Origin of the sequence: Clostridium formicaceticum (genome assembly GCF_001854185.1) — a bacterium.
In the GTDB taxonomy this organism is placed as follows: domain Bacteria; phylum Bacillota; class Clostridia; order Peptostreptococcales; family Natronincolaceae; genus Andreesenella; species Andreesenella formicacetica.
The window spans coordinates 2,562,501-2,586,405 of record NZ_CP017603.1; the positions used below are offsets into that span (position 1 = coordinate 2,562,501).

A 23,905-nucleotide genomic window follows, 5' to 3' on the forward strand; every position below is an offset into this window, starting at 1 on the left:
TTATTCTTGAAGTGCTTTAAACAAAAAAGATGCATTTTCTTTAAGCTGTTAACCTTAAGCAGCTCTAGTGTTTTTACCATTGATTTTATTATGATAAATGATATAGAAAGCCACAGCAGTAGATGCTTGAAGAGAGCTTTCTAGGTCGTTGAGATAGCTTTCTTTTTTTAGTGTATAGATTTCATGTAGACGGTCTATAAGGGATTGTATGGAGTCAGTAGTGGTATTATCTATATTAAAAAAAGAATTAGAAACCTCTATTTTCTTACTATAGGTTTTATACTGTTGGTGCAGGTTATTTTCGTAAGCAAGGTGCTCAAGAAAATGATTTTTGTAGGTTTTTCTGTCGTTATGAGGTACGCAAAAATAGTCGGAAATGAAATGTGTAACAATACCTATTTCAGTGGATAGTAATTTGATATGCTGCTTGTTATGATGCAATGTATACTGAGACAATTGTTGTATTTCCCTACAAATATAATCAAAGGATTGAGGCTTAAAGTGACGTAATCCTTTTAAGTGGAAGGGGATATCTGGTTTAACACTACCATAAATCAAGCTGCCCCTATCCAAAGATACATTGAACTTCTCCTTGATGCTTTTATGAAGGTGTTTCGCAATAATAACATGACTTTGAGGTAACAAAAAAGTACCACCCTTTCTTGTAAATGATCTTACTAAATAGTATTATATTGAATAAATGTCAATAATACAATAGGGTTTACATTTAATTTACAATTATGCGTTATTTTTCACTGGAGCATAAATAGATAAGCCTCATAAGGAATCTATCTATTTTTTGCCCATGAAAAACTATGCTATAATGTACATAGGTTTCAAGAAAAATACAATAGAGAAAAGAGGCTATTGAAAGCATGAAGGTATTATTAGCAGCAGTAAATGCCAAGTACATACACACCAATCTAGCTGTTAGGTACTTGAAAAAAACTACAGAGGATTTGGTGGATTGTGTAGAGATCGTTGAGTTCACGATCAACCATAGTCAACATTACATATTGAATGAAATCTATAAAATGCAGCCAGATATTGTTTGTTTTTCCTGCTACATTTGGAATATAGAAATGATTCACCAGATAAGCAGATTACTAAAAAAAGTTATGCCGCAGGTTATGATTATTGTAGGAGGCCCAGAGGTTTCCTTTGAGACGGCAAAAATCATGGAGGAAAATGATGCTATAGATATCGCTGTAATTGGGGAGGGGGAAAAAACCTTCAGACAGTTGATGGTGGCGATGCAGGAGAACCAAGACTATTCAGAGATTTTATCCATAGCCTTTAGAGCAAGGGGACAGGTCTTCATAAATGAGGTAGATGCATTGCCTCTATGTATGGAAGAAGTTCCCTTTGCTTATCATGAAGAGGCCTTAGATCCAGATAAAATTGTATATTATGAAAGTTCACGGGGTTGTCCTTTTAATTGTCAGTATTGTTTATCATCATCCTTTGCAGGAGTAAGGTTTAGGCCTATTGAAATCGTCAAAAAGGAGCTGAAGTTTTTTATCGATCAAGAAGTAAAGCAAGTAAAGTTTGTAGATCGAACCTTCAATGCGAAAAAAAGCTATGCGATGGAAATTATGCAGTATATTATTGAGCATAACAAAGGAAAAACTAATTTTCATTTTGAAGTAACTGCTGATTTGATGGAAGAGGATATGCTAGCCTTTCTGCATAAGATTCCTGTGGGACTGTTTCAGTTTGAGATAGGGGTTCAGTCCACCAATCCAGAAACCTTAGAAGCTATTCAAAGAAAAATGAACTTTCCAAGACTAAGGGAAGTTGTGAAGGTAGTATCTCGTGGAAAAAATATTCATCAGCATCTAGATCTGATTGTAGGTTTGCCGCAGGAGGACTACTTTAGTTTTAGAAAGTCCTTTGATGATGTCTTTTCCTTAAGGCCTGAAAAATTACAGGTGGGTTTTTTAAAGTTATTAAAGGGTTCTGGGCTTAGAAGAGATGCTGCCCAATATGGCTATATTTATGATGATCAACCTCCTTATGAGGTGTTGGAAAATGATAGTATATCCTATGGAGAGATTATGAACTTAAAGGGTATAGAAGAAATGGTAGAAACCTATTGGAATACGAGAATGTTTTCTGCTGCTATTGAAGCAATCGTCAGTAGTTTTTATACCAGTTCCTTTAGATTTTTTGAAGATTTATGGAGGTATTGGGAGGTCAGAGGTTATCATCATCAAGCCCATAGTAGGAACAAACTCTATGAAATTTTAATAGATTTTTATGACGATCAAGGTTTTGTAAATATAGAGGTTTTTAAAGACTTATTGAAATTTGATTATATCAAGCATAACAAAACTTCTACCATACCAAAGTTTTTTCCTATGATAGAGGAGACAGGTTTTAAAGACAGCTGTCATAAGTTTTTACAGCAAGCAGAAAACCTACAGAGATATTTACCTCAATATATTGATTTACCAGCAAAACAGATCGTTAAAAAAGTGCATTTTCAACAATTTGATTATAATGTGATGAGATTAGAAGAAAATCCAGAAGAACTAAAGCATATGACAAAAGAAAGGGTAGTTTTGCTATTTGATTATGACATAGATAACAAGGCAATAGATCACTGTAGATATTTTCTTCTAGATACTATTGAAACTTAAGGAGAGGACATTATATAATAGAATACTATAGAGAGGTGAGAAAAAAATGGAAATTCTTAAAGACATTTTTTATACCAATAGAAAAATTGGAAAAACCGCATTATCCAGTACGTTAAAAAATTGGCCCATCATTTTTACCGGATTATTCTATTCTTTAGCAAGCTTTATACTGATGATGCTATTGCCTTTTTTCTGGATACTGGGTGGATTAGTAGGTATTATTTTTATGAGTGCAATACTTTCCAACTATCTGTACTTAATTTATTGTATTATCAAAAAAGATAGATTTACTTTGCAGGATTTCAAAGATGGATTTACAGTGTACTTAAGAAAAGTATGGGGCGTGTCCTTTATAGGTTGGGTAGCAATGCTAATTATCAATACTTTTTTAATGCCTGGATTTAGGCGAGGTTTTCAGCCTATGGGCTTAGGGGTGATGATTAATTTTTTAGCATTTGCACTATTTAATGCTTTGCCTGAGGTAGTCTATCAAAAACACTATAATCCTTGGGAGTCTATAACCTATGCTTTAGAATTTGTAAGGGATAATTGGATAGAATGGTTTGCTCCTAATTTAGTTTTAATAGGAGTGCTATACCTCTTTACCGGCACTTTGTTAACGGGAATTTTTAACTATCATTTGCCTCTTAGCTTGATTTTTTCTCCTAGAGGTATTGTGCTATACCTATTGGGGCAAGTATGGTTTTCTTTTATCATGATTTATCGGGGATATCTCTTTGAATTACTAAGCACCAGCAATAGAAGAAAGAGATTATTTATGAGAGAATTTTAACACTAAATTAATTATAGGTATGGGCCTTTAGCTTATATCTCCAATATTAAGTGGAATAGATTAAAGCCCATGGGTGTAAGTCTATATAGAGATATGGAGGGAAGAAATGAAATTTTTAATAGATGCGTATTTATTGAAAAAAACAGAAGAACTATCTTTTGTTCATCTAAAGCATGATGCAGCTTTAAAGATAAAAGCCTATCATTTACCTAGTGCAGGACTAGACGTACCGATATTGACGACGGAGTTAGCAGAAAATATTAAGAAGAAAAAAGAAAGCGAAGTTATAACCATTGGTAGTATCATAAGGGGAATGGTTTATTTGCTAGGGATAGATCCTGAATTTAAATATAAAGAGGAGTATATTAAGTTTTTGTATGCTGCAAATCCACAAGTAGAGGAATATGTGCTTGTAGAGGGGCTAAAGTACTTAAACAGCTACAAATTGTTGGAGGGTATTATCTTTTTTAAGGCTTTAGTTTTCTTAAACCCTAACAGTGTAGAAGGTTTACTAAATTATGCACTAGCTTTATTAGACTACAGGGACCAAGAGCTTGTAGATAAGAAAAAAAATTATAAACTTTTTACAAAGGAAGCCCAAGAGAAATTAGAAACATTGTTGAACTTAGACCCTCAACAACCTTTGGCCTACTATTATCTGGGATTTATATATAAAGATCAAAAAGCCTTCAATAAAGCAAAGTTTCATTGGGAAAAAGCAATGCTATTAGATTTAGATGAAGGAATCAAGGAGCAAATAAAAGAATGCTTGTTCCAACTGGAGGATATGGCTCAGTATGAGAGGGGATACGAGACCATCTTAGCAGGAAAGCCAGAGGAAGGATTACCCCTGCTGGAGGGACTTTATGAGAAATATCAAGGATGGTGGAACTTGGTATTTTTTGTAGGTTTAGGGCATCGACAGCTGGGTAACTTTCATGAGGCCATTCAATATTTTAAAAGAGTTTTAGAATTAAACAAAGACCAGTTGGATGCGATGGTGGAATTAGGCCTGTGTTATGGAGGTCTTGGGGAGTTACAGAAGGCTATAGAGTACTTTCATAGGGCGATAGAAATAGGTGGGGAAGATAGTGAGATACTATGTAATTTAGCGATGATGTATATGGAAATCGGAGATCTTCAGAAGGCTGGAGAATCTATCAGCGCTTCTTTAAGACTAAATCCAGAGGATGAGATTACGCTGGCATGTAAAAACAAGCTGGAGGCTATGAAGTAAAAAGCTTTATTTGGAACATAAAAACCATTTTAGATTTTAATAATCTAAAATGGTTTTTTGTGTTTTCGAAAGAAAAAGATTTGTCTAAAAATGTTTGGACTTTAAAGAAAAAATGCTCGAAATTTGGACTGCTTAAAGAAAAAAATGCTCAAAAATTGGACAAAAATTTATTTACACATAAAGAATGGTAGTTATAGCAAAGGATTTTAGCGTTGGCATAGGAATTGCAATATAAATAGCAAAACCTTTTGTTAAGGATTGTTAAGGAAAAATTTATTAGGAATGGGTAGCAGAAGGGCGTATAGGTTCATGTAGTAAGAATGTAAGCTTCAAGAAGTAAATTGCTCAAAAAATGGACACACTCCAAAACAACATGTACAAAAATTGGACAAATATCATTTTTAAAAATCTAAGAATCTAGTATTTTCAGTCCCTTTAGAGTTTGGCATGAAGTTTGCTTTATATAATAAAAAAGAAACTTCTAAATAAATATACTAACGTTGTTGAAAACGTTATTGAAAAAACTCTGGAAAGGGGAATGGAAATTGAAACTTGTTTCTGTTAAAGACGCAGTGGGGATGGTGCTGGCTCATGATATGACCCAAATTATTCCTGGAAAGTCAAAAGACGCAGCCTTTAGAAAGGGTCACATCATCACATCAAAAGATGTCCCGCAGCTTTTAAGTATGGGAAAAGATCATATCTATATTTTTGAATTAAAATCAAATCATCTCCATGAAAACGATGCAGCTATGAGAATGGCAACAGCAGCAGGAAATGGCATTGTTCTTTCTGAGCCGAAGGAAGGCAAAGTAGACTTATTGTCATCCTATGATGGTTTAGTGAAGGTGAATCATAGAGCTTTGCATGCTATTAATGAAGAAATAGAAGTGATGTTTGCCACCATCCATACCAACCAAGCAGTGGTGGCAGGAAAAATGATTGGAGGAACAAGAATCATTCCTTTGACCATCCCGGAATCAAGAATTGAAAAGGTTGAAAAAATTTGCAAAGAAAATTATCCCTTAATAGAGGTAAAACCCTTCAAGTCTATGAAGGCAGGAATCATTATTACAGGTACAGAGGTATATGAAGGAAGAATACAGGATGGTTTTGGTCCAGTGCTTTCTAAGAAGTTTACGGAAGCCAACTGTGCTTCTATGAAACCCATTTTTGTAAGAGATGATGCAGAAATGATCGCAGAAAGTATACAAGTTCTGTTACATGAAGGTGCTGAGATTATCGTAATAAGTGGAGGGATGTCGGTAGATCCTGATGATGTCACACCAGTAGGTATCAAAAAAGCGGGAGCATCCATTGTTTCTTATGGTGCACCCATACTGCCTGGGGCAATGTTTCTCTTATCCTATATAGAAGATGTTCCGGTGTTGGGTTTGCCGGGATGTGTCATGTACAATAAAAGGTCCATTTTTGATTTGGTTTTTCAGAGAATTTTAGCGGGAGAGAAACTTACCCGTCAAGATATTACCAGTTTAGGTCATGGTGGAATATGTTTAAGGTGCGAAAATTGTATATTTCCTAACTGTAGCTTTGGAAAAGGAGGACTTTATTAACAAACAAAACTCATGATGGCAACACTAAAATTTATATAAATGAAAGGGGAAAAAAGTATGAGTAAAATGCTACACAAGAAACTGCTAGTAAATGGAATTACTAGAACAATTATCACAAGTCCAGAAGAAACTTTAGCTAATGTTTTAAGAAGCCAGCTAGGCTTAACTGGAACAAAGGTAGGTTGTGGCACTGGAGAATGTGGGGCTTGTACAGTAATCTTAGATGGTAAGGTGGTAAGATCCTGTGTCGTCAGAATGAAGAGGGTACGTGATGAAGCAGATGTACTGACCATCGAAGGTGTAGGTACAGCGGATAATTTACATCCTCTACAATTAGCATGGGTAATTCATGGGGCTGCACAATGTGGTTTTTGTTCTCCGGGATTCATTGTTTCTGCTAAAGCATTATTAGATGCAAACGCTAACCCAACCCGTCAGGAAGTTAGGGATTGGTTCCAAAAAAATAGAAATGTTTGTAGATGTACAGGATATAAACCTTTAGTAGATGCTGTAATGGAGGCAGCACGATTAATTCGTGGTGAAGTGAAAAAAGAAGATTTATGGTTTAAGTTGAAAGATGGAGATAGTATCTATGGAAGTAATATTCCAAGACCAAGTGCAGTAGCAAAGGTTACAGGTACTTGTGATTATGGCGCAGACCTAGGATTAAAGCTTCCAAAGGAAACATTACATATTAAATTGGTACAGGCTAAGGTTTCTCATGCCAATATTTTATCTATCGATACTTCAGAAGCAGAAAAAATGCCAGGTGTATATAAAGTATTGACTTATAAGGATGTAAAAGGTAAAAACCGTATTACTGGATTAATTACCTTCCCGACCAATAAGGGGGACGGATGGGATCGTCCTATCTTAAATGATAAAAAAGTATTCCAGTATGGCGATGCCATCGCGATGGTATTGGCTGATACAGCATGTAATGCTGAAAAAGCTGCTGAGAAGGTAAAAGTAGAGTTGGAAGAACTACCTGCATACATGAGTGCACCAGCGGCAATGGCAGAAGATACTATCGAAATTCATCCAGGAACACCAAATATTTACTATACAATTCCTGTCATCAAAGGTGAGGATACGAAGCCTTTAATGGAAAAATTGCCTTATGTAATAGAGGATGATTTCTATGTAGGAAGACAACCACATCTACCTATCGAGCCGGATGTAGGGTTTGCCTATATGGATGAAAGTGATAACTTGATTATTCACTCTAAGAGTATTGGTCTTCACCTTCATGCAGCAATGATTGCTCCTGGTTTGGGTATAGACGATTCTAAGTTATTCCTTGTTCAGAATCCTACAGGAGGAACTTTTGGTTATAAATTCAGTCCTACCATTGAAGCATTACTAGGGGTTGCTGCTATGGCTACAGGAAAACCTGTTTACCTTGAATTTGATTATTATCAACAAATCACCTATACAGGTAAGCGATCTCCTTTCTTTATCAACTTAAAATTTGGTGCAGATGAAAATGGAAAAATCGTAGCTATGGAAAGTGACTTTTCAGTAGACCATGGTCCTTATTCAGAATTTGGTGATCTATTAACCATGAGGGGTGCTCAGTTTATAGGTGCAGGATATGATATTCCAAATATAAGAGGAGAAGGACGTACTGTTTGTACCAATCATGCATGGGGTTCAGCCTTCCGTGGTTATGGTTCACCACAAAGTATGTTCGCTTCTGAGTGCTTAGCAGACATGTTGGCGGAAAAAATCGGTATGGATCCACTTGAATTTAGATATAAAAATGTTTATAGAGAAGGTGCAACTAATCCTAGCGGACAGGAGCCAGAGGTTATTGCCTATCCACAAATGATTGATACATTGCGTCCAAAATATCAGGAAGCATTAAAAAATGCAAAAAACAACTCTACAAAAGATAAAAAATGCGGTGTAGGTATTGCACTAATGTGTTATGGCTGCGGTCTTGATGGGCCAGATTCTGGTGAGGCTTGGGTAGAATTAACATCTACAGGAATCACTGTAGGAAACTCTTGGGAAGATCATGGTCAAGGTGCTGATACTGGGTCTCAGATTTTTGCGCATGAAGCTTTAAGAAGACATGGTTATCATATTAAACCAGAAAACATTAAACTGATCTTAAACGATATGAGATTTACCCCTAATAGCGGACCTGCTGGAGGAAGTAGATCAAATGTAATGGTAGGAAATGGTATCAAGGATGCCTGCGACCAGTTGATGGCGGCAATGAAAAAAACTGATGGAACCTTTAGAACCTATGATGAAATGATTGCAGAAAATATTCCAGTGAGATATCTTGGAAAAATTACTGTTCCTGGTGTTGAGTGTAGTATGGAAACAGCGCAAGGAATTCCATTCGTAGTTTATATGTATGGCGTTCTAATGACAGAAGTAACTGTAGATATGAATACAGGAAAAACTGTAGTAGACAAAATGACGCTTGTATCTGACTGCGGAACCATTACCAGCAAATTAGCGTTAGAAGGGCAGCTTTATGGTGGCCTTGTACAGGGAATTGGTTTAGCTCTTAGTGAGGACTTTGAAGATCTAAATTATCATACTACAATGACCAAGTGTGGTATTCCTACCATCAAGGATGCCCCAGATAATATAGAAATCATTCATCAAGAAACCCCAAGACCTCACGGGCCTTTTGGAGCGGCGGGAGCAGGAGAAATGCCTTTATCTGCACCACATGCTGCGATTATCAATGCTATCTATAACGCTAGCGGTGTTCGTATTAAGAGATTACCAGCTCTACCAGAGGTTGTTTTAGAAAAGATTAAAGAATTAGATGGCGGTAAATGCTGTTGCTAAACTTCTATTAAAAATTGTTTTAGAAGAAGCTAAAACATTAGGAAAGTAATCATTTTTTAAAATAAAATTTGCAGGGAATCTATGGCATGATGCCGGATTCCCTTTGCCTGTTGAATTTTGAAGGGAAGGGAGGTTTCAAGGAAAAGATGGATTTAGAAAAATTGCTAAGTCATGAAAATTGGTGCATTCAGGACAATGCTCCCTCTTGTGTGGCACAATGTCCTCTACATGTTGATGTAAAAACATTTGTTATGCAAGCTGCTAAAAAGGATTGGAAGGCTGCTTATAAAACGATGCAAAAAAAGATGCCTTTCCCCAAAATTATCGCAAGGATTTGTGATCATCCCTGTGAAAATAAATGTGTCCGTAATAAAATCGGAGGTCCTATTCAGATATCTTTTCTTGAAAAAGTAATAGTGCAAGAGGGTTCTGCCAAAGTATCTGTTCCTGCATTTTTGCCAAAAAAGGACAAAAAAGCAGTAGTAATAGGCGGGGGAATCAGCGGTTTGACTACTGCTCTTGATCTAAGGAAAAAGGGCTATTATGTAGCAATTCTAGAGAAAAGCCATCGACTTGGAGGAAGACTATGGGACCATCCTGAAAAAGTCCTGCCAAAAGTCATTATTGAAGAAGAACTTAGCATCATCCCTAAAATGGGTATTGAAGTGCAGCTTAATACTTTTGTGGATCAAGAAAAATTGGAAAAATTGATGAAGGAGTATGATGCTTTGTACCTAGGAACAGGTACTTGGCCAGGTGGATTGGAAATTAACCCTATTACTTTTGAAACCCAACATCCAGCAGTGTTTGCAGGGGGGTGTTTAGTGGAAGAAAATAAAAAGTCCATCATTGAATCCTTTGCTACAGGAAGAAGAAGTGCTGTTTCTATAGATAGATACTTGAGCAAAGTTTCATTAAAGGCTTCTAGGGATGGTGAAGGCGCCTATGAAACGGAACTGATTGTGAATATAGAAGGAGTAAAGTCAGTTCCTATTGTAGCTATGGCAGATCCTGCAGGGTATTCGGCAGAGGAAGGGGCTTTAGAGGCACAAAGGTGTATTCAGTGTGCCTGTTTGGAATGTACAAAAGGTTGTGTATTCCTTGAGAAATTTGGAAGCTATCCTAAAAAATATATTCGTCAGATCTATAATAACGAAGCCCTTGTTATGGGTAAAAGAGCAGCAAACACTTTGATTAATTCATGTAGTCTGTGTGGATTATGTGGAGAGGTATGTCCTACGGATTTAAATATGAGGGAGCTATTTAGAGAAACAAGAGTTCGCATGATGGAAAAAGATAGGATGCCTCCATCTGCTCATGAATTTGCTTTAAGAGATTTTGCCTTTAACACCAGCGAAAAGTTTACTCTTCTGAAGCATCAACCGGGTAAAACTAGCAGTAAGTACCTTTATTTTCCTGGCTGTCAGCTAAGCGCATCTGCTCCTGAATATGTTGAAAAAACCTATCAGTATTTAATAGAGAAGTTTACTGATGGGGTAGGGTTGATGTTGGATTGCTGCGGGGCGCCTGCAGAGTGGGCGGGGCGAGAGGATTTATTTAAAAAAACCTTAGAAGAGATAAAAGAAAAATGGATCTCTATGGGAAAACCTACAATGATTGTTGCCTGTTCTACATGTAATTTTATGATGAAAAATTATTTGCCAGAAATCAAGATCCTATCTCTATGGGAAGTAATGAACAAAGAAGGTTTACCTACCTCAACGTCGCAGCAACAGGATAAAAACTTATCTTTTGCTATTCATGATGCCTGCACTACGCGAGATAATGCAGCGCTTCACAAAAGCGTACGGGAACTGATAGAAAAACTTGGATATAAGGTAGAGGAACTAAAATATAGCAAGGAAAAGACAAAATGCTGTGGTTATGGAGGCCTTACGTATTTTGCCAATAGAGAAATTGCGGAGGCTGTTATAGAAGGTCGTATTGCTGAAAGCTCCAAGGATTATATAGCCTATTGTTCTATGTGCAGGGACTTATTTTCAAGCAAAGGTAAACGTATCTTACACTTATTAGATTTGATTTATGGTGATGACCTAAACCTTCTCGTTTCAAAAAAAGGACCAACACTTTCGGAAAGACATGCCAATCGCACCTATCTAAAAATAAAATTATTAAAGGAATTGTGGGGTGAAGAAATAACGATGGATGAGGATTTTACGATGAAAATTTGTTTGACCCCAGAAGCCAAGGAAAAAATGGAAAAACGTCTTATTTTGATGAAGGATATACAACAGGTGATACAGGAGGCGGAGAGCACAGACTGTAAGTTTATCCATGCAGAAAACGGTCATTTTCTTGCATCAAAACGGTTTATTAATGTTACCTATTGGGTGGAATATGAAATAAATGCAGAGGACTATATCGTTCATAATGCCTATAGTCACAGGATGGAGATAATGGAGGAAAAGGAATGAAAACACAGGAAAACACTGCTGAAAACAAGTGGTTATGCAAATGTGGGGGAAAAATGGAATTGTCTAAGGTAAAAATCACCTACCTCAATGGGAAATATGACGTGGAATTATTGAAGTGTAGCTGTTGTGATAAAGTTTTGATTTCGGAAGATTTAGCCACTGGGAAGATGTTGGAGGTTGAAAAAATTCTAGAGGATAAGTGATAGGAGAGATGTAAAAATGACTACTTTGGGTGGCCAGAAGGTTTACGAAAGCACTGCCATAAGACAAGTGGCTGGAGATGTCATAAGGCCAGGGGGACTGGATTTGACAGATAAAGCTGCGAAGTATTGCGCTTTTTCAAAAGAAAGTCCTATCTTAGACATTGGTTGTGGCATAGGAACAACAGTTGCCTACTTGAAGGAAAAGTATGGATTTGATGCAATGGGGATTGATCCTTCTGAACTGTTGCTAAGTGAGGGAAGGTTGAAGCATCCAAATATAACGCTATTAAAGGGAAGAGGAGAGAAACTTCCTTTTTCTGATGAGATGATGGAGGGCGTCTTTAATGAGTGTACCCTTTCGTTGATGGAGGACTTAGAGGGAGCAGTGGCAGAAGTTTATAGGGTGCTAAAATCAAAGGGACTATGGGTGATTTCTGATGTGTATGCACAGGAAGCAAAGTGGGTAACGGCATTACAAAAAACAAAATTACAAAGCTGTATACGGGGAATGTTTGATCTCCCAATGCTGAAGGAGACATTAAAAAAATTTGGTTTTAAAGAAGTCTTCTTTGAAGATCATACAGCATCTTTAAAGCAGATGATGGTCAATATGGTGCTTACCTATGGAACCATGGAAATGTTTTGGAAAAAAGCTACAGCATGTTGCGGTACAGACTTATCCATGGTACATGAGACTGTGAAGAAATGTAAACCCGGATATTTCTTAATGATTCTACAAAAAAATTAATCTTTAACACTTAGATATAGTAAAGGAGGAATCAAAAAGATGGAAATGAATAATGAAGCCTTTGAGATTTTTCAGTTATCTGCACAGGGATTTTGTTGTAGTCAGATTTTTGTTATTTTGGCTTTAAGAAAAGAAGGTAAAGAAAACCCCGATTTGGTTAGGGCAATGAATAGTATGTGTGGTGGCGTAGGGCTATCTGGAAAGTCTTGCGGCATTTTACTAGGCGGTCTTTCTGTTTTGGGCCTTTATGGAGGTAAAGGAAAGGACACAGAATATAGAAATGAAAGTTTTACTAAAATGGTTAAGGAGTTTGTAGCATGGTTTGAAGAAGAATTTAAAAGCACAGATTGTATTGATATTGTAGGTTATCAAGTGATTAGCGACGAAACAGGTGAAGAAAGCTATCCAGTAAAATGCGGTAAAAGTCTTCTTCAAAGCTATTATAAGGTAATGGAAATACTAGAACAATTTGGTTTTGAACTGGGTGATAGAGACGATGAATAAAATAGATAAAATAGCAGATACAGAAAGTCTATGTCCCATCTGTTTTAAAAAGATTCCAGCCCAAAAAGTAATGTACACCCGAGATGAGCCCCAAGTTTTTTTAGAAAAATCTTGCCCGAAACATGGGAAATTTAAAACCCTGATTTGGAAGGGAAAGCCAGATATAAGACAGTGGATGCGAAAAAAAACCTCTAGAATGCCTGATCTACATGATAATTTGGTTGAAAAAGGTTGTCCCTATGATTGTGGCTTATGTATGCATCATCGTCAGGAAACCTGTACAGCTTTAATTGAAGTTACGAATAGATGCAATTTAAGCTGCAGCTATTGTTTTGCACAGGCGGAGATAGAAGAAGCAGAAGATCCTGATATAAAAATGATTGAGGAAAGGTTTGATAGATTATTAAGTAGAGGGATACGCTGCAATCTTCAGCTATCAGGGGGAGAACCTACTTTACGAGAAGATTTAGCAGAGATCATAAAAATGGGACGTTCTAAAAACTTGTTTTTGATTCAAGTGAATACCAATGGTATTCGGATTGCACAGGATGAAGCCTATCTTAAAAAGTTAAAAGAGGCAGGTTTAGATTCTATTTATCTACAGTTTGATAGTACATGTGATCAGGTGTATACAAGACTTCGAGGAAGAAAGTTATTTGATCTAAAAAAACAAGCAATAGAAAATTGCCAAAAACATCAAGTTGGGGTAGTTTTGGTGCCGACGCTGGTACCAGAAATAAATACGCATCATATAGGGGAAATGATTAAATTTGCTTTGGCATATACCCCTACCGTCCGAGGTATTCATTTTCAGCCGGTTAGTTATTTTGGCAAAATTCCCAGCGATGGGGCTGTATCAAATAGATTGACGATACCAGAGGTGATACGGGAGATTGAAAAACAGACGGATGGACTGATAAAGGCAGACAGTTTCAAACCGCCAGGATGTGAAAATTCTTTTTGCTCCTTTCATGGCAATTATATTTATCGACCTGATCAGAAGATTATTACGCTAACGCAGAACACTTCTTCTTGCTGTAGCAAAACAATCAAGGCTGAAGAAGGAGCAAGAAAAGCAAAGGAAGCTGTTTTAAGAACTTGGTCTTCACCAACAGCAGAATTACCTGAAAAAGTGGAAGAGTCTTCTGGTTGGGATGAAATGCTTACAGACCTTAGACGACACTCCTTTACGATTTCGGGCATGACTTTTCAGGATGTATGGAATTTAGATTTGGAAAGAGTAAGGGATTGTTGCATTCATGTGGTTACTGCTAAGGGACAGCTTGTTCCTTTCTGTATTTACTATTTAACGAATAGTCATGGAAAATCATTTTATTAAGAGATGGGGAGGACGAGATGAAAAAAACGTCTTTGGAATCTTGGTTATTTAGAAAAATGGATTATGAAGGAACGCCTGAAGGAGCAAAAAAATATATTGAGGCTTATCAATTGGAAAAGCTTCGAGAAACCATCCAACTTGCTCAGCAAAACAGTATATTTTATAGAAAACACTTATCAAAGGTTTCTTTAAAAAGCATGGATTCTTTTGAAGATTTTCAAAGTATACCTTTTACTACTGCAGGGGATCTTCAAGAGAATCCCCTAAACTTTCTTTGTGTATCTCAAGATGAAATACAGCGGATTGTTACCCTAAATACTTCAGGAACATCAGGAGCATCGAAACGTATTTATTTTACTCAAAATGATCAGAAGCTTATCGTGGACTTTTTTGCTGTTGGTATGTCTAATCTTGTTAAGGGAGGAGATCGGGTTTTGATTTTGCTTCCTGGTCAGCAGCCAGGAAGTGTGGGGGATTTATTAAAAAAAGCATTGGAAGGAATTCATGTAAAGGCTTATATCTATGGATTTGTAGATGATCCTGAAAGAATATTTACCTTGATAGAAGAAAAAAAAATTAACTGTCTCGTAGGACTCCCTGTACAGGTTTTGATGCTTGCTAGATGTCGAAATAAGCTTTCCACGATGCGAAAATGCCTGTTAACTGCGGATTATGTTCCCGAAGTGACAAAAAAAGTCCTGCAGGAGAATTGGAGATGTAAGGTTTTTACCCACTATGGTATGACGGAAATGGGTTTAGGGGGTGGGGTAGAATGCGAAGCATTAGACGGTTATCACCTTAGGGAAGCTGATTTATACTTCGAGGTAATAGATCCTTATACGGGAAAGGTCGTTGCTGATGGAGAATGGGGAGAAGTTGTTTTTACCACCTTAACCAGAGAAGGAATGCCTCTAATACGGTATCGGACGGGGGATATTGCACGCTTTATTCAGGAACCCTGTCCCTGCGGCAGTATACTAAAAAGACTCGATAAGGTGATGGGCAGATGGGATGATTTAGTAGAGATTCAAGATGGGCGGTTTTTGGATATTGGTCAGTTGGATGAGGTAATTTTTGGATTTGATGAAGTGCTGGATTATGATGTTTTTGTGGATAATGATAATGAAGATATGATTGAATTGCATATTCATATAAAAACAAAAACAGATCATTTTGATGTTCTTCAAAGAGACGTGAAAGAAGCCTTAAGAAAAATTCCTGTTATCCAGAAAGGAATTACTAGTAATAAAATGAAGTTCCCAAGTATTAGCAAGCGGGATACGTATATGAAGGATGGAAGAGCTAAAAGAAAAATAAAGCAGCACACAAAGGAGGGGTTAAGTATATGATGGAAATTTTAAACCAATTGATGCAAATGGTAGATGAGAGAGAAAATTTTGTGTTGGCTACGATTGTTGATATGGATGGTTCTACCCCTAGAGGAAAAGGTAGTAAAATGGTAATACGGAGAGATGGATCCATTTTTGGAACAGTGGGGGGAGGAAAAATTGAGGCATTAACTATTCAATTGGCAAAGGAAACTTTTCAAGATAAAAAAACTACATTACATGACTTTAGTTTATCCAGCAAAGATGCGTCTTCTATCGGCATGGTTTGTGGCGGACATGTGAAGATGCTGATAGAATTTATAGACTTATCCAATGAAGCTGTTTTTCAAATTTTTCTTCAAGCTATTAAACTAGTAAAAGAACAGAAGAATTTTACAATTTTAACAAAACTAGCAGATGATAGTGCAGGGTCTACATCTGAAAAGTGGATTTATATCCAAAAGGAGGCTTGCTATGAAGGGTGGGGTATTCCAAAAGAGGTTACACAAGCTTCTTGTGGCGAAGATATAAAAATTATAGAACATAATAAGGATATCTATATCGTCGAACCTTTTTGTAGTCATGAAAAGGTGATAATCCTTGGGGCAGGACATGTAGGAAAAGCAGTGGCAGAAGTAACGAAAATGCTGGATTTTAGGACGATTGTTGTAGATGATCGTGAAGAATTTGCTAATAAAAAGAGGTTTCCTACAGCTGATGAAGTTTGTGTCGTGGACTCCTTGAATAATATATTAGATACGATTGAAATTGACAATCGCAGTTATGCTATAATAGTAACAAGAGGACATTTATATGATAAGGTTGTATTGGCTCAGCTGCTGAAAACAAATGCCAAGTATATTGGGATGATTGGAAGTCGCACCAAAACCAATATTATTCTTAAAGAACTGTTGGAGGAAGGTTATGCAAGTTCCGATATCGAAAGAGTTTATGCTCCAATCGGAATAAAAATTTTTGCTGAAACCCCTGAAGAAATTGCTGTAAGCATTGCTGCAGAGCTTATTAAAGTAAGAAGGCAGCCTCATGATGCGTAATCAAATAGGTGCTATTATAATTGCAGCAGGGCTTTCCTCACGCATGAAAATCTTTAAACCTCTATTAAAGATCGGGAAAAAAACAGCAGTAGAAATGGCTGTCACCAGTATGCAGCAAGCTGGCATTCAAGAAATACTTGTGGTCACTGGCTATCAATGGGAAAGAATAGCAGATACCCTAGATACTACCTCAATTCAGTTGTTGGTGAATGAACAGTATATGAAAGGGATGTATTCTTCTATCGTAAAAGGAGTCACTAACTTAAGTGAAAAAATAAAGGCTTTCTTTCTTTTACCGGTAGATATACCCCTCATTAAATCAAGAACGCTCCAGGAGATAATGACATGCTATGATGAAACACAGGCAGGAATCGTTTATCCTGTATTTAACGATATCAAAGGACATCCTCCTTTGATTTCTACGAAATATAAAGAAGCCATTATAGCCAATAATTTACCTGGAGGGTTAAGAAGTCTTCTTGAAAATTACGAAAGGGATACAGCGAAAATAGAAGTGGTTGATGCAGGCATTACCATGGATATGGATACACAGGATGACTATGTAAATCTGCTGGAATATTATTTAGCTAGGAGTATACCCAATGAAGCGGAATGTAGAGCAATTTTAAAAAAATTTGGTACACCAATGCATATTTTGCAGCATGGAGAAAAAGTAGCTATGCTTGCCTGCAGTATAGGTAAAGCATTAAATGAAAAAGGTTATAACTTCAATAGAGATTTGCTAAGGGCCTCTGGTATGCTGCATGATATCGCTAAAGGAAGACCCTGCCATGCCGAGGCTGGAGGAGAAATTCTAATGAATTTAGGTTATCCTCAGGTGGCTAAGGTCATTGCTGCTCATATGGAAATAGAGACAAAGGACTGTGAAAATATAACAGAAGAAGAAATTATTTATTTAGCTGATAAAATGGTGAATAAGTGTAACATCGTTTCTCTAGAAGACAGGTTGCGTTTATCTTATGAAAAGTATTGTCATCAACCACAGGCTTTTAAACATATAGAGAGAAGACTCAAGGAAGCTGGACATATTCTAAATAAGATTATAAAAATAACGGGATTATCGGAAGAAAGAATAATTGCTTTTGATCAGCAAGGTGAAAGTAAATGAAGCATAAAAACATTTACCTGATTCGACACGGAGATATTGGATTGCAAGGAAGGAAATGTTATATTGGTACAACAAACTTGCCTTTGAGCAAACAGGGCGTCCAACAAGCCCAGCAGTTAGGTCTGTTTTTCGACGAGATTCAATTAGAAAAAGTGTATTGCAGCGATTTAGATCGTTGTCAAAACACTGCTAAAATTATTCTTAAAAATAAAAAAGAAGAAGTCACAAGGGTTATAGAAAAGGGCCTGCGGGAGATTCATATGGGACGGTGGGAAAACAAAAGCTTTGATGAGATCCAAAAACTATACCCAGAACAGTTTAAAAAAAGGGGTAAAGATCTTGTTCATTTTCGACCTCCAGAAGGGGAAAGCTTTTGGGACCTTAACTTAAGGGTGATGAAGACATTTCAAGAAATTCTCCATAACATGCAAGGAAATATACTCATTGTAGCACATGCAGGAGTAAATCGCATCATATTATGTAATCTATTAAATGCATGTCTAAAAAATCTTTTTAAAATTAAGCAGGACTATGGTTGTCTAAACGAAATTATTGTTGGAAAAAATCATAAGCTTCATATAAAAAAAATGAATTATGTTTGTCATGGTGGTCCATAGAGAAAATATTGATTGAGGGGGACAACTTATGTTGGATAAAAATACTTTAAAACCTATTATCGAGAGATCCCATGCGAGATGTAAAAAATTAGGTGTTGATATAAATCAGGTTGCTAGTAAGACGGTGATTAGCGGTTTTGAATTACAAAATAAACTAAGTTATAACAAAGATTTAATATTAACGGCTAAGCCCTACATGGAACAATTGAATGAATTTGTTAAAGGTTCAAGCTTTTTTGCCCTTCTAACAGATGGGGAAGGATGCATATTAAATGCCTTAGGAGATGATGAGATTCTTTCTGAGGCATTTGAAATGAAAATGATTCCGGGGGCTTATATGAATGAAGAAAATATTGGAACCAATGCAATGGCCATTATCATAAAAGAAAAAGTGCCTATACAGATGTCAGGTAAAGAACATTACATTAAGGCATACCATAAGTGGACATGCTCTGCAGCACCTATAAAAGATATTTATGGGAACGTAATTGGCATTCTCAATTTAACTGGATATATGGAAGATGCACATTTACATACACTAGGTATGGTGATTGCAGCCTCCAATGCTATTGAAGAAATGTTAAAAGTGAAACAGTATAGCAAGACCAGTTGTATGACCCAAAGACAAATGAAGTTGGTATTTGATTCAATTCCGGTAGGAATTATTACCACAGATGTGAATGGTAAAGTCTTATCTGCCAATAAAAAAGCTGTTGAGATGTTTGGCTATATAGAATACGAACTAAAACGAAAAAGTTTAAAAGATCTTGTTGAAAATTGGGAAAAGATTAAAAAAGCGATTTATTCAGGAAAAAGTTACTGTGAAAAAGACCAACTTATCTATGGTTTGAACAATAAAATTTTATTTGATATTACAGCTCATCCAGCCTATAATTCTGACGAAAATATCATGGAGATTACTTTTATTTTCCAAGAGGTAAAAAAACCTAGAAAGCTTGCTAATAAGTTGGAGGAAGGAAGGGCGATTTATACCTTTGATAAAATTGTAACTGAAAATCAAGACTTTAGGAATATTATTCAATATGCAAAGAAAATTTCTGATAGCAAGTCTACCATACTGATTACAGGGGAAAGTGGTACAGGAAAAGAGTTATTTGCCCAATCTATTCACAATTATAGTAGAAGAATGGATGAACCTTTTGTGGCGCTAAATTGTGGTGCTATTCCAAAAGAGCTAATTGAGGCGGAGTTATTTGGCTATGAAGAAGGTTCTTTTACTGGAGCAAAAAAAGGTGGGAGTAATGGAAAATTTGAAATAGCTAATGGCGGAACTATATTTTTAGATGAAATTGGTGAAATGCCTCTTGAAATGCAGACAAAGCTTTTAAGAGTGATTCAAGAGGGGATGATTACTCGTATTGGAAGCTCTAAATCAATGTACGTAGATGTTCGTGTTATTGCAGCTACCAATAAAAATCTTAGACGAGAGGTGGAGGAAAATAGATTCAGAAAAGATCTTTATTATAGATTAAATGTTTTGCCATTGAATTTGCCCCCTTTAAGAAAACGTATAGAGGATATTGTTCCTCTAACAAGATACTTTATGAAATCCCTATCGAAAAGCCTGAATAAAAAAGAAGTAGAAATTCCTGATGAATATATTCAACATCTAATTAACTATAATTGGCCAGGAAATGTTCGTGAACTTGAAAATGTAGTAGAACTTATTATTAATACAGAAAATTTTCCTGTTATGACTTCTTCTCAACATAATGAGATGCAGGTTGATCAAAATTGGCTAAGTCAGACAAGCAGCGAAAGTTTAAAGTTAGAGGAGATAGAAAAAGACCACCTAATTAAGGTACTTAACATTTGCAAAGGAAACGTCTCTCAGGCTGCAAAAACCTTAGGAATTCGAAGAAATACCCTATATAATAAGATAAATAAATATAATTTAAATTAAATGGTTTATAGTTCATTAAGAAACATGTAGTAACAAAGTTTGAAAGATAATATTTTAAAATTAAAGTGGAAGACTAAAGATAATTAGAATTAGTTATCCTGTTTATAAAAAGTTTGTGTTTTGGTTGGTTTCGTATTTATATCAACTTGATTTTCCAAAACAACTTTTTAGAATTGCAGTTAGAATTGCAGCAGGAAAATAAAAATAGATATAGAATCACTTAATAATTACTAAAATCTAAAAAACATAGACAAAATGAATATAAATGGGGTGATTCCATGATTAAGAACTTAAATGACATCGTAAAAGCTGCCCAAAAACAGTCAAAAATGAGGTTGGTGGTAGCGGCTGCTGAAGATAAAGATGTACTTCAGGCAGTAGCAGAAGCACAAAGCAAGAAGATTATAGAAGCAATTTTAATTGGCGATCAAAATAAAATAACAGCTATGGCCAAAGCTTTAGAGGTAGATTTAAGTTCATTTACAGTGATTCATATGCCTGACTTGATGGAAGCGGCTTTAGAAGCAGTGAAAATGGTGTCTACTGGCAAAGCTGACTTTGTTATGAAGGGGATACTGGACACATCTATTCTTTTAAAAGCGGTATTAGATAAGGAAGTAGGATTAAGAACAGAAAACCTATTAAGTCATGTTATGGTGTACGAAGTGCCGACGTATCATAAACTACTTTTTTTAACTGACGGTGGGATGAATATTACACCTACATTAGAAGAAAAAAAGAGCATTTTAAAGAATGCTATTGTCTCAGCGAAAGCAACAGGTGTACAGAAGATAAAAGTCGCTTGTTTAGCCGCTAAAGAAAAGGTAAGTAACAAAATGCAAGCTACAGTAGATGCAGAGGCGCTGAAGGAACTAGCTAAGAAGGATTACTTCGGAAAAGGTGCTATAGTGGAGGGGCCTATCTCCTTTGACCTAGCTGTTTCTAAAGATGCTGCTAAAATAAAAGGTTTTAGTAGTCCAGTGGCAGGAGATGCGGATATATTATTGGTTCCTACTATCGAAGTAGGAAATGGTATTGGAAAAGCACTGACCTATATGGCAAAGGCTAAATCAGCAGGAATTATTATGGGGGCTAAGGCACCGGTGGTTTTGGTTTCTAGAGCTGATGATGCTGAAACAAAACTATATTCTATTGCTTTGGGAAGTGTTATTGCAGCTTCTAATAAATAGGTTTTGATATTTTATATTTTTATGTGATGTATACAAACAAAGAAAAGTTGCCATACTATATTTTAGTGAGTAAATATAGTGACAAATTCTAATTTGTCACTATAAGATACTATGATTACTGCTATTAGCGCATGCATAGCGATTGCTTTTAAGATAAAAAGAGCAAAAAAAAAACATAAAATAATCTATTGACATATGTAAATGATTTTGGTATAGTGATAAAGGTCGTTGCAGTAAAGGGCAACGAGAAAGAAGAAAGTTCGACACAGATGAAAAAGAAATTTTTTAAAAAAGTGTTGACATAAGATAGCGAAGTATGATATAGTAGTTAAGTCGCCAAACGAGGGCGGCAGAAAAAAAGGTCTTTGAAAATTAAACAGTATAGATATTAAGCCAGCAACCTGAAAGATTCTGATGAATTTTTAGAAGGTAAGAAATTAAGGAAGTTATAAATTTTATGTTTCCTTTAGTGATAAAAAACCAAAGGAAACGAAACATAAAATTTCTAACAAAGTAGCTAACACAAAATCAAAGATTTTGGTTACAATACTTTTATTAAGAGTTTGATCCTGGCTCAGGATGAACGCTGGCGGCGTGCCTAACACATGCAAGTCGAGCGAACCGATTTATCGGAAGCCTTCGGGTGGAAGATGATGAGGTTAGCGGCGGACGGGTGAGTAACGCGTGGGTAACCTACCTTGTACAGGGGGATAACAGTCGGAAACGATTGCTAATACCGCATAAAGCTATTTTAAGGCATCTTAGAATAGCCAAAGATTTATTGGTACAAGATGGGCCCGCGTCTGATTAGCTAGTTGGTGGGGTAAAGGCCTACCAAGGCGACGATCAGTAGCCGACCTGAGAGGGTGACCGGCCACACTGGAACTGAGACACGGTCCAGACTCCTACGGGAGGCAGCAGTGGGGGATATTGCACAATGGGGGAAACCCTGATGCAGCGACGCCGCGTGAGCGAAGAAGGCCTTCGGGTCGTAAAGCTCTGTTTCGAGGGAAGAAAAATGACGGTACCTCGGGAGGAAGCCCCGGCTAACTACGTGCCAGCAGCCGCGGTAATACGTAGGGGGCAAGCGTTATCCGGAATCACTGGGCGTAAAGGGTGCGTAGGCGGCCAATAAAGTCTAGGGTGAAAGGCTACGGCTCAACCGTAGTAAGCCTTGGAAACTTATTGGCTTGAGTGCAGGAGAGGAGAGTGGAATTCCTAGTGTAGCGGTGAAATGCGTAGATATTAGGAGGAACACCAGTGGCGAAGGCGACTCTCTGGACTGTAACTGACGCTGAGGCACGAAAGCGTGGGGAGCGAACAGGATTAGATACCCTGGTAGTCCACGCCGTAAACGATGAGTGCTAGGTGTTGGGGGTCAAACCTCAGTGCCGCAGCTAACGCATTAAGCACTCCGCCTGGGGAGTACGCACGCAAGTGTGAAACTCAAAGGAATTGACGGGGACCCGCACAAGCAGCGGAGCATGTGGTTTAATTCGAAGCAACGCGAAGAACCTTACCTGGACTTGACATCCTTATGACCGCTTTTTAACAGAAGCTTTCCCTTCGGGGACAGAAGTGACAGGTGGTGCATGGTTGTCGTCAGCTCGTGTCGTGAGATGTTGGGTTAAGTCCCGCAACGAGCGCAACCCTTGTCTTTAGTTGCCAGCATTTCGGATGGGCACTCTAGAGAGACTGCCGGGGACAACTCGGAGGAAGGTGGGGATGACGTCAAATCATCATGCCCCTTATGTTCAGGGCTACACACGTGCTACAATGGCCGATACAAAGGGCAGCGAAGGAGTAATCTGGAGCGAATCTCATAAAGTCGGTCTCAGTTCGGATTGTGGGCTGAAACTCGCCCACATGAAGTTGGAGTTGCTAGTAATCGCGAATCAGAATGTCGCGGTGAATGCGTTCCCGGGTCTTGTACACACCGCCCGTCACACCATGGGAGTCGGAAGCGCCCGAAGCCAGCTACTTTAACCGAAAGGAGAGAGCTGTCGAAGGTGAAGCCGATGACTGGGGTGAAGTCGTAACAAGGTAGCCGTATCGGAAGGTGCGGCTGGATCACCTCCTTTCTAAGGAGAAAGGCTTTTACTATACTGTTTAATTTTGAGGGACTTTTGTTTCTCAATAAGCAGACAACCAAAATCTTAGATTTTGTGTTAGTCGCTTAGTTAAAAATTCTGTAATTCACGACAATGGTTTTAAACCAACAAAAAATGAATGGAAGAATTTTTAACATCCTTTACAAACAAAGTGGGGGCGTAGCTCAGTTGGGAGAGCACCTGCCTTGCAAGCAGGGGGTCAGGAGTTCGACTCTCCTCGTCTCCACCAAAGAACATGGTAGAAAGTACCATGTTAAAAAGA

17 protein-coding genes, 1 tRNA gene and 1 rRNA gene are annotated in these 23,905 nt (G+C 37.2%); 18 read left to right on the plus strand and 1 reads right to left on the minus strand.

All coding sequences use genetic code 11. From position 1 onward, the window contains the following. Window positions 1-54: 54 nt before the first annotated feature. Entirely contained in the window at window positions 55-645 is a 591-nt protein-coding gene (locus BJL90_RS11335) for a zinc dependent phospholipase C family protein (RefSeq protein WP_070968018.1), read from the minus strand. A gap of 230 nt (window positions 646-875) precedes the next feature. Here BJL90_RS11335 and BJL90_RS11340 point away from each other — a divergent pair, with 230 nt between their 5' ends. From BJL90_RS11340 to BJL90_RS11425, 18 genes are all read left to right on the plus strand, one after another. Then, entirely contained in the window at window positions 876-2,642 is a 1,767-nt protein-coding gene (locus BJL90_RS11340) for a B12-binding domain-containing radical SAM protein (protein ID WP_070968021.1), read from the plus strand. A 46-nt stretch (window positions 2,643-2,688) separates the two neighbouring features. Next, window positions 2,689-3,435: a hypothetical protein gene (locus tag BJL90_RS11345; protein WP_070968024.1), complete on the plus strand. Its 747-nt coding sequence runs from the start codon at window positions 2,689-2,691 to the stop codon at window positions 3,433-3,435. Window positions 3,436-3,541: 106 nt separating this feature from the next. Beyond that, a complete protein-coding gene (locus BJL90_RS11350; protein ID WP_070968026.1) occupies window positions 3,542-4,672 on the plus strand; it encodes a tetratricopeptide repeat protein in 1,131 nt (376 codons plus the stop codon). A gap of 545 nt (window positions 4,673-5,217) precedes the next feature. Continuing rightward, window positions 5,218-6,246: a molybdopterin-binding protein gene (locus BJL90_RS11355; RefSeq protein ID WP_070968029.1), complete on the plus strand. Its 1,029-nt coding sequence runs from the start codon at window positions 5,218-5,220 to the stop codon at window positions 6,244-6,246. 57 nt (window positions 6,247-6,303) lie between these two features. Next, window positions 6,304-9,060 (plus strand): molybdopterin-dependent aldehyde oxidoreductase, encoded by a 2,757-nt coding sequence (locus tag BJL90_RS11360; protein ID WP_472234722.1) that lies wholly within the window; start codon window positions 6,304-6,306, stop codon window positions 9,058-9,060. 146 nt (window positions 9,061-9,206) lie between these two features. Then, the gene (locus BJL90_RS11365) at window positions 9,207-11,495 is read left to right on the plus strand and encodes a pyridine nucleotide-disulfide oxidoreductase/dicluster-binding protein (RefSeq protein WP_070973177.1); all 2,289 of its coding nucleotides are present in this window, start codon (window positions 9,207-9,209) and stop codon (window positions 11,493-11,495) included. Next, window positions 11,492-11,698: a DVU_1557 family redox protein gene (locus BJL90_RS11370; protein ID WP_070968032.1), complete on the plus strand. Its 207-nt coding sequence runs from the start codon at window positions 11,492-11,494 to the stop codon at window positions 11,696-11,698. Before BJL90_RS11365 ends, BJL90_RS11370 begins: the two co-directional genes overlap by 4 nt. Before the next feature lie 16 nt (window positions 11,699-11,714). Next, window positions 11,715-12,446: a DVU_1556 family methyltransferase gene (gene trsM, locus BJL90_RS11375; protein ID WP_070968034.1), complete on the plus strand. Its 732-nt coding sequence runs from the start codon at window positions 11,715-11,717 to the stop codon at window positions 12,444-12,446. Between the two features lie 39 nt (window positions 12,447-12,485). Then, a complete protein-coding gene (locus BJL90_RS11380) occupies window positions 12,486-12,950 on the plus strand; it encodes a DVU_1555 family C-GCAxxG-C-C protein (RefSeq protein ID WP_236904899.1) in 465 nt (154 codons plus the stop codon). Next, a complete protein-coding gene (gene trsS, locus BJL90_RS11385; RefSeq protein ID WP_070968036.1) occupies window positions 12,943-14,289 on the plus strand; it encodes a radical SAM (seleno)protein TrsS in 1,347 nt (448 codons plus the stop codon). Before BJL90_RS11380 ends, trsS begins: the two co-directional genes overlap by 8 nt. 17 nt (window positions 14,290-14,306) lie before the next feature. After that, window positions 14,307-15,638 (plus strand): DVU_1553 family AMP-dependent CoA ligase, encoded by a 1,332-nt coding sequence (locus BJL90_RS11390; RefSeq protein WP_070968038.1) that lies wholly within the window; start codon window positions 14,307-14,309, stop codon window positions 15,636-15,638. After that, window positions 15,635-16,672, plus strand: a complete 1,038-nt coding sequence (locus tag BJL90_RS11395; protein ID WP_070968040.1) for an XdhC family aldehyde oxidoreductase maturation factor — start codon at window positions 15,635-15,637, stop codon at window positions 16,670-16,672. Before BJL90_RS11390 ends, BJL90_RS11395 begins: the two co-directional genes overlap by 4 nt. After that, a complete protein-coding gene (locus BJL90_RS11400; RefSeq protein ID WP_070968043.1) occupies window positions 16,662-17,801 on the plus strand; it encodes a DVU_1551 family NTP transferase in 1,140 nt (379 codons plus the stop codon). The genes BJL90_RS11395 and BJL90_RS11400 overlap by 11 nt, the downstream gene beginning before the upstream one ends. Continuing rightward, window positions 17,798-18,418: an alpha-ribazole phosphatase gene (gene cobC, locus BJL90_RS11405; RefSeq protein ID WP_070968046.1), complete on the plus strand. Its 621-nt coding sequence runs from the start codon at window positions 17,798-17,800 to the stop codon at window positions 18,416-18,418. The genes BJL90_RS11400 and cobC overlap by 4 nt, the downstream gene beginning before the upstream one ends. 28 nt (window positions 18,419-18,446) lie before the next feature. Then, window positions 18,447-20,342 (plus strand): sigma-54-dependent Fis family transcriptional regulator, encoded by a 1,896-nt coding sequence (locus BJL90_RS11410; RefSeq protein WP_070968049.1) that lies wholly within the window; start codon window positions 18,447-18,449, stop codon window positions 20,340-20,342. 278 nt (window positions 20,343-20,620) lie between these two features. Next, window positions 20,621-21,532 (plus strand): bifunctional enoyl-CoA hydratase/phosphate acetyltransferase, encoded by a 912-nt coding sequence (locus BJL90_RS11415; protein ID WP_070968052.1) that lies wholly within the window; start codon window positions 20,621-20,623, stop codon window positions 21,530-21,532. Between the two features lie 551 nt (window positions 21,533-22,083). Then, a 16S ribosomal RNA gene (locus tag BJL90_RS11420) occupies window positions 22,084-23,613 on the plus strand. A gap of 183 nt (window positions 23,614-23,796) precedes the next feature. Further along, a tRNA-Ala gene (locus BJL90_RS11425) sits at window positions 23,797-23,872 on the plus strand. The last annotated feature ends 33 nt before the right edge of the window (window positions 23,873-23,905 follow it).

Excerpts from the sequence above, each read along its gene's own strand:
- BJL90_RS11340 (WP_070968021.1), top strand. The coding sequence starts at position 876 with ATGAAGGTATTATTAGCAGCAGTAAATGCCAAGTACATACACACCAAT.
- BJL90_RS11345 (WP_070968024.1), top strand. The coding sequence starts at position 2,689 with ATGGAAATTCTTAAAGACATTTTTTATACCAATAGAAAAATTGGAAAA.
- BJL90_RS11350 (WP_070968026.1), top strand. The coding sequence starts at position 3,542 with ATGAAATTTTTAATAGATGCGTATTTATTGAAAAAAACAGAAGAACTA.
- BJL90_RS11360 (WP_472234722.1), top strand. The coding sequence starts at position 6,304 with ATGAGTAAAATGCTACACAAGAAACTGCTAGTAAATGGAATTACTAGA.
- BJL90_RS11365 (WP_070973177.1), top strand. The coding sequence starts at position 9,207 with ATGGATTTAGAAAAATTGCTAAGTCATGAAAATTGGTGCATTCAGGAC.
- BJL90_RS11370 (WP_070968032.1), top strand. The coding sequence starts at position 11,492 with ATGAAAACACAGGAAAACACTGCTGAAAACAAGTGGTTATGCAAATGT.
- trsM (WP_070968034.1), top strand. The coding sequence starts at position 11,715 with ATGACTACTTTGGGTGGCCAGAAGGTTTACGAAAGCACTGCCATAAGA.
- BJL90_RS11380 (WP_236904899.1), top strand. The coding sequence starts at position 12,486 with ATGGAAATGAATAATGAAGCCTTTGAGATTTTTCAGTTATCTGCACAG.
- trsS (WP_070968036.1), top strand. The coding sequence starts at position 12,943 with ATGAATAAAATAGATAAAATAGCAGATACAGAAAGTCTATGTCCCATC.
- BJL90_RS11390 (WP_070968038.1), top strand. The coding sequence starts at position 14,307 with ATGAAAAAAACGTCTTTGGAATCTTGGTTATTTAGAAAAATGGATTAT.
- BJL90_RS11395 (WP_070968040.1), top strand. The coding sequence starts at position 15,635 with ATGATGGAAATTTTAAACCAATTGATGCAAATGGTAGATGAGAGAGAA.
- BJL90_RS11400 (WP_070968043.1), top strand. The coding sequence starts at position 16,662 with ATGATGCGTAATCAAATAGGTGCTATTATAATTGCAGCAGGGCTTTCC.
- cobC (WP_070968046.1), top strand. The coding sequence starts at position 17,798 with ATGAAGCATAAAAACATTTACCTGATTCGACACGGAGATATTGGATTG.
- BJL90_RS11410 (WP_070968049.1), top strand. The coding sequence starts at position 18,447 with ATGTTGGATAAAAATACTTTAAAACCTATTATCGAGAGATCCCATGCG.
- BJL90_RS11415 (WP_070968052.1), top strand. The coding sequence starts at position 20,621 with ATGATTAAGAACTTAAATGACATCGTAAAAGCTGCCCAAAAACAGTCA.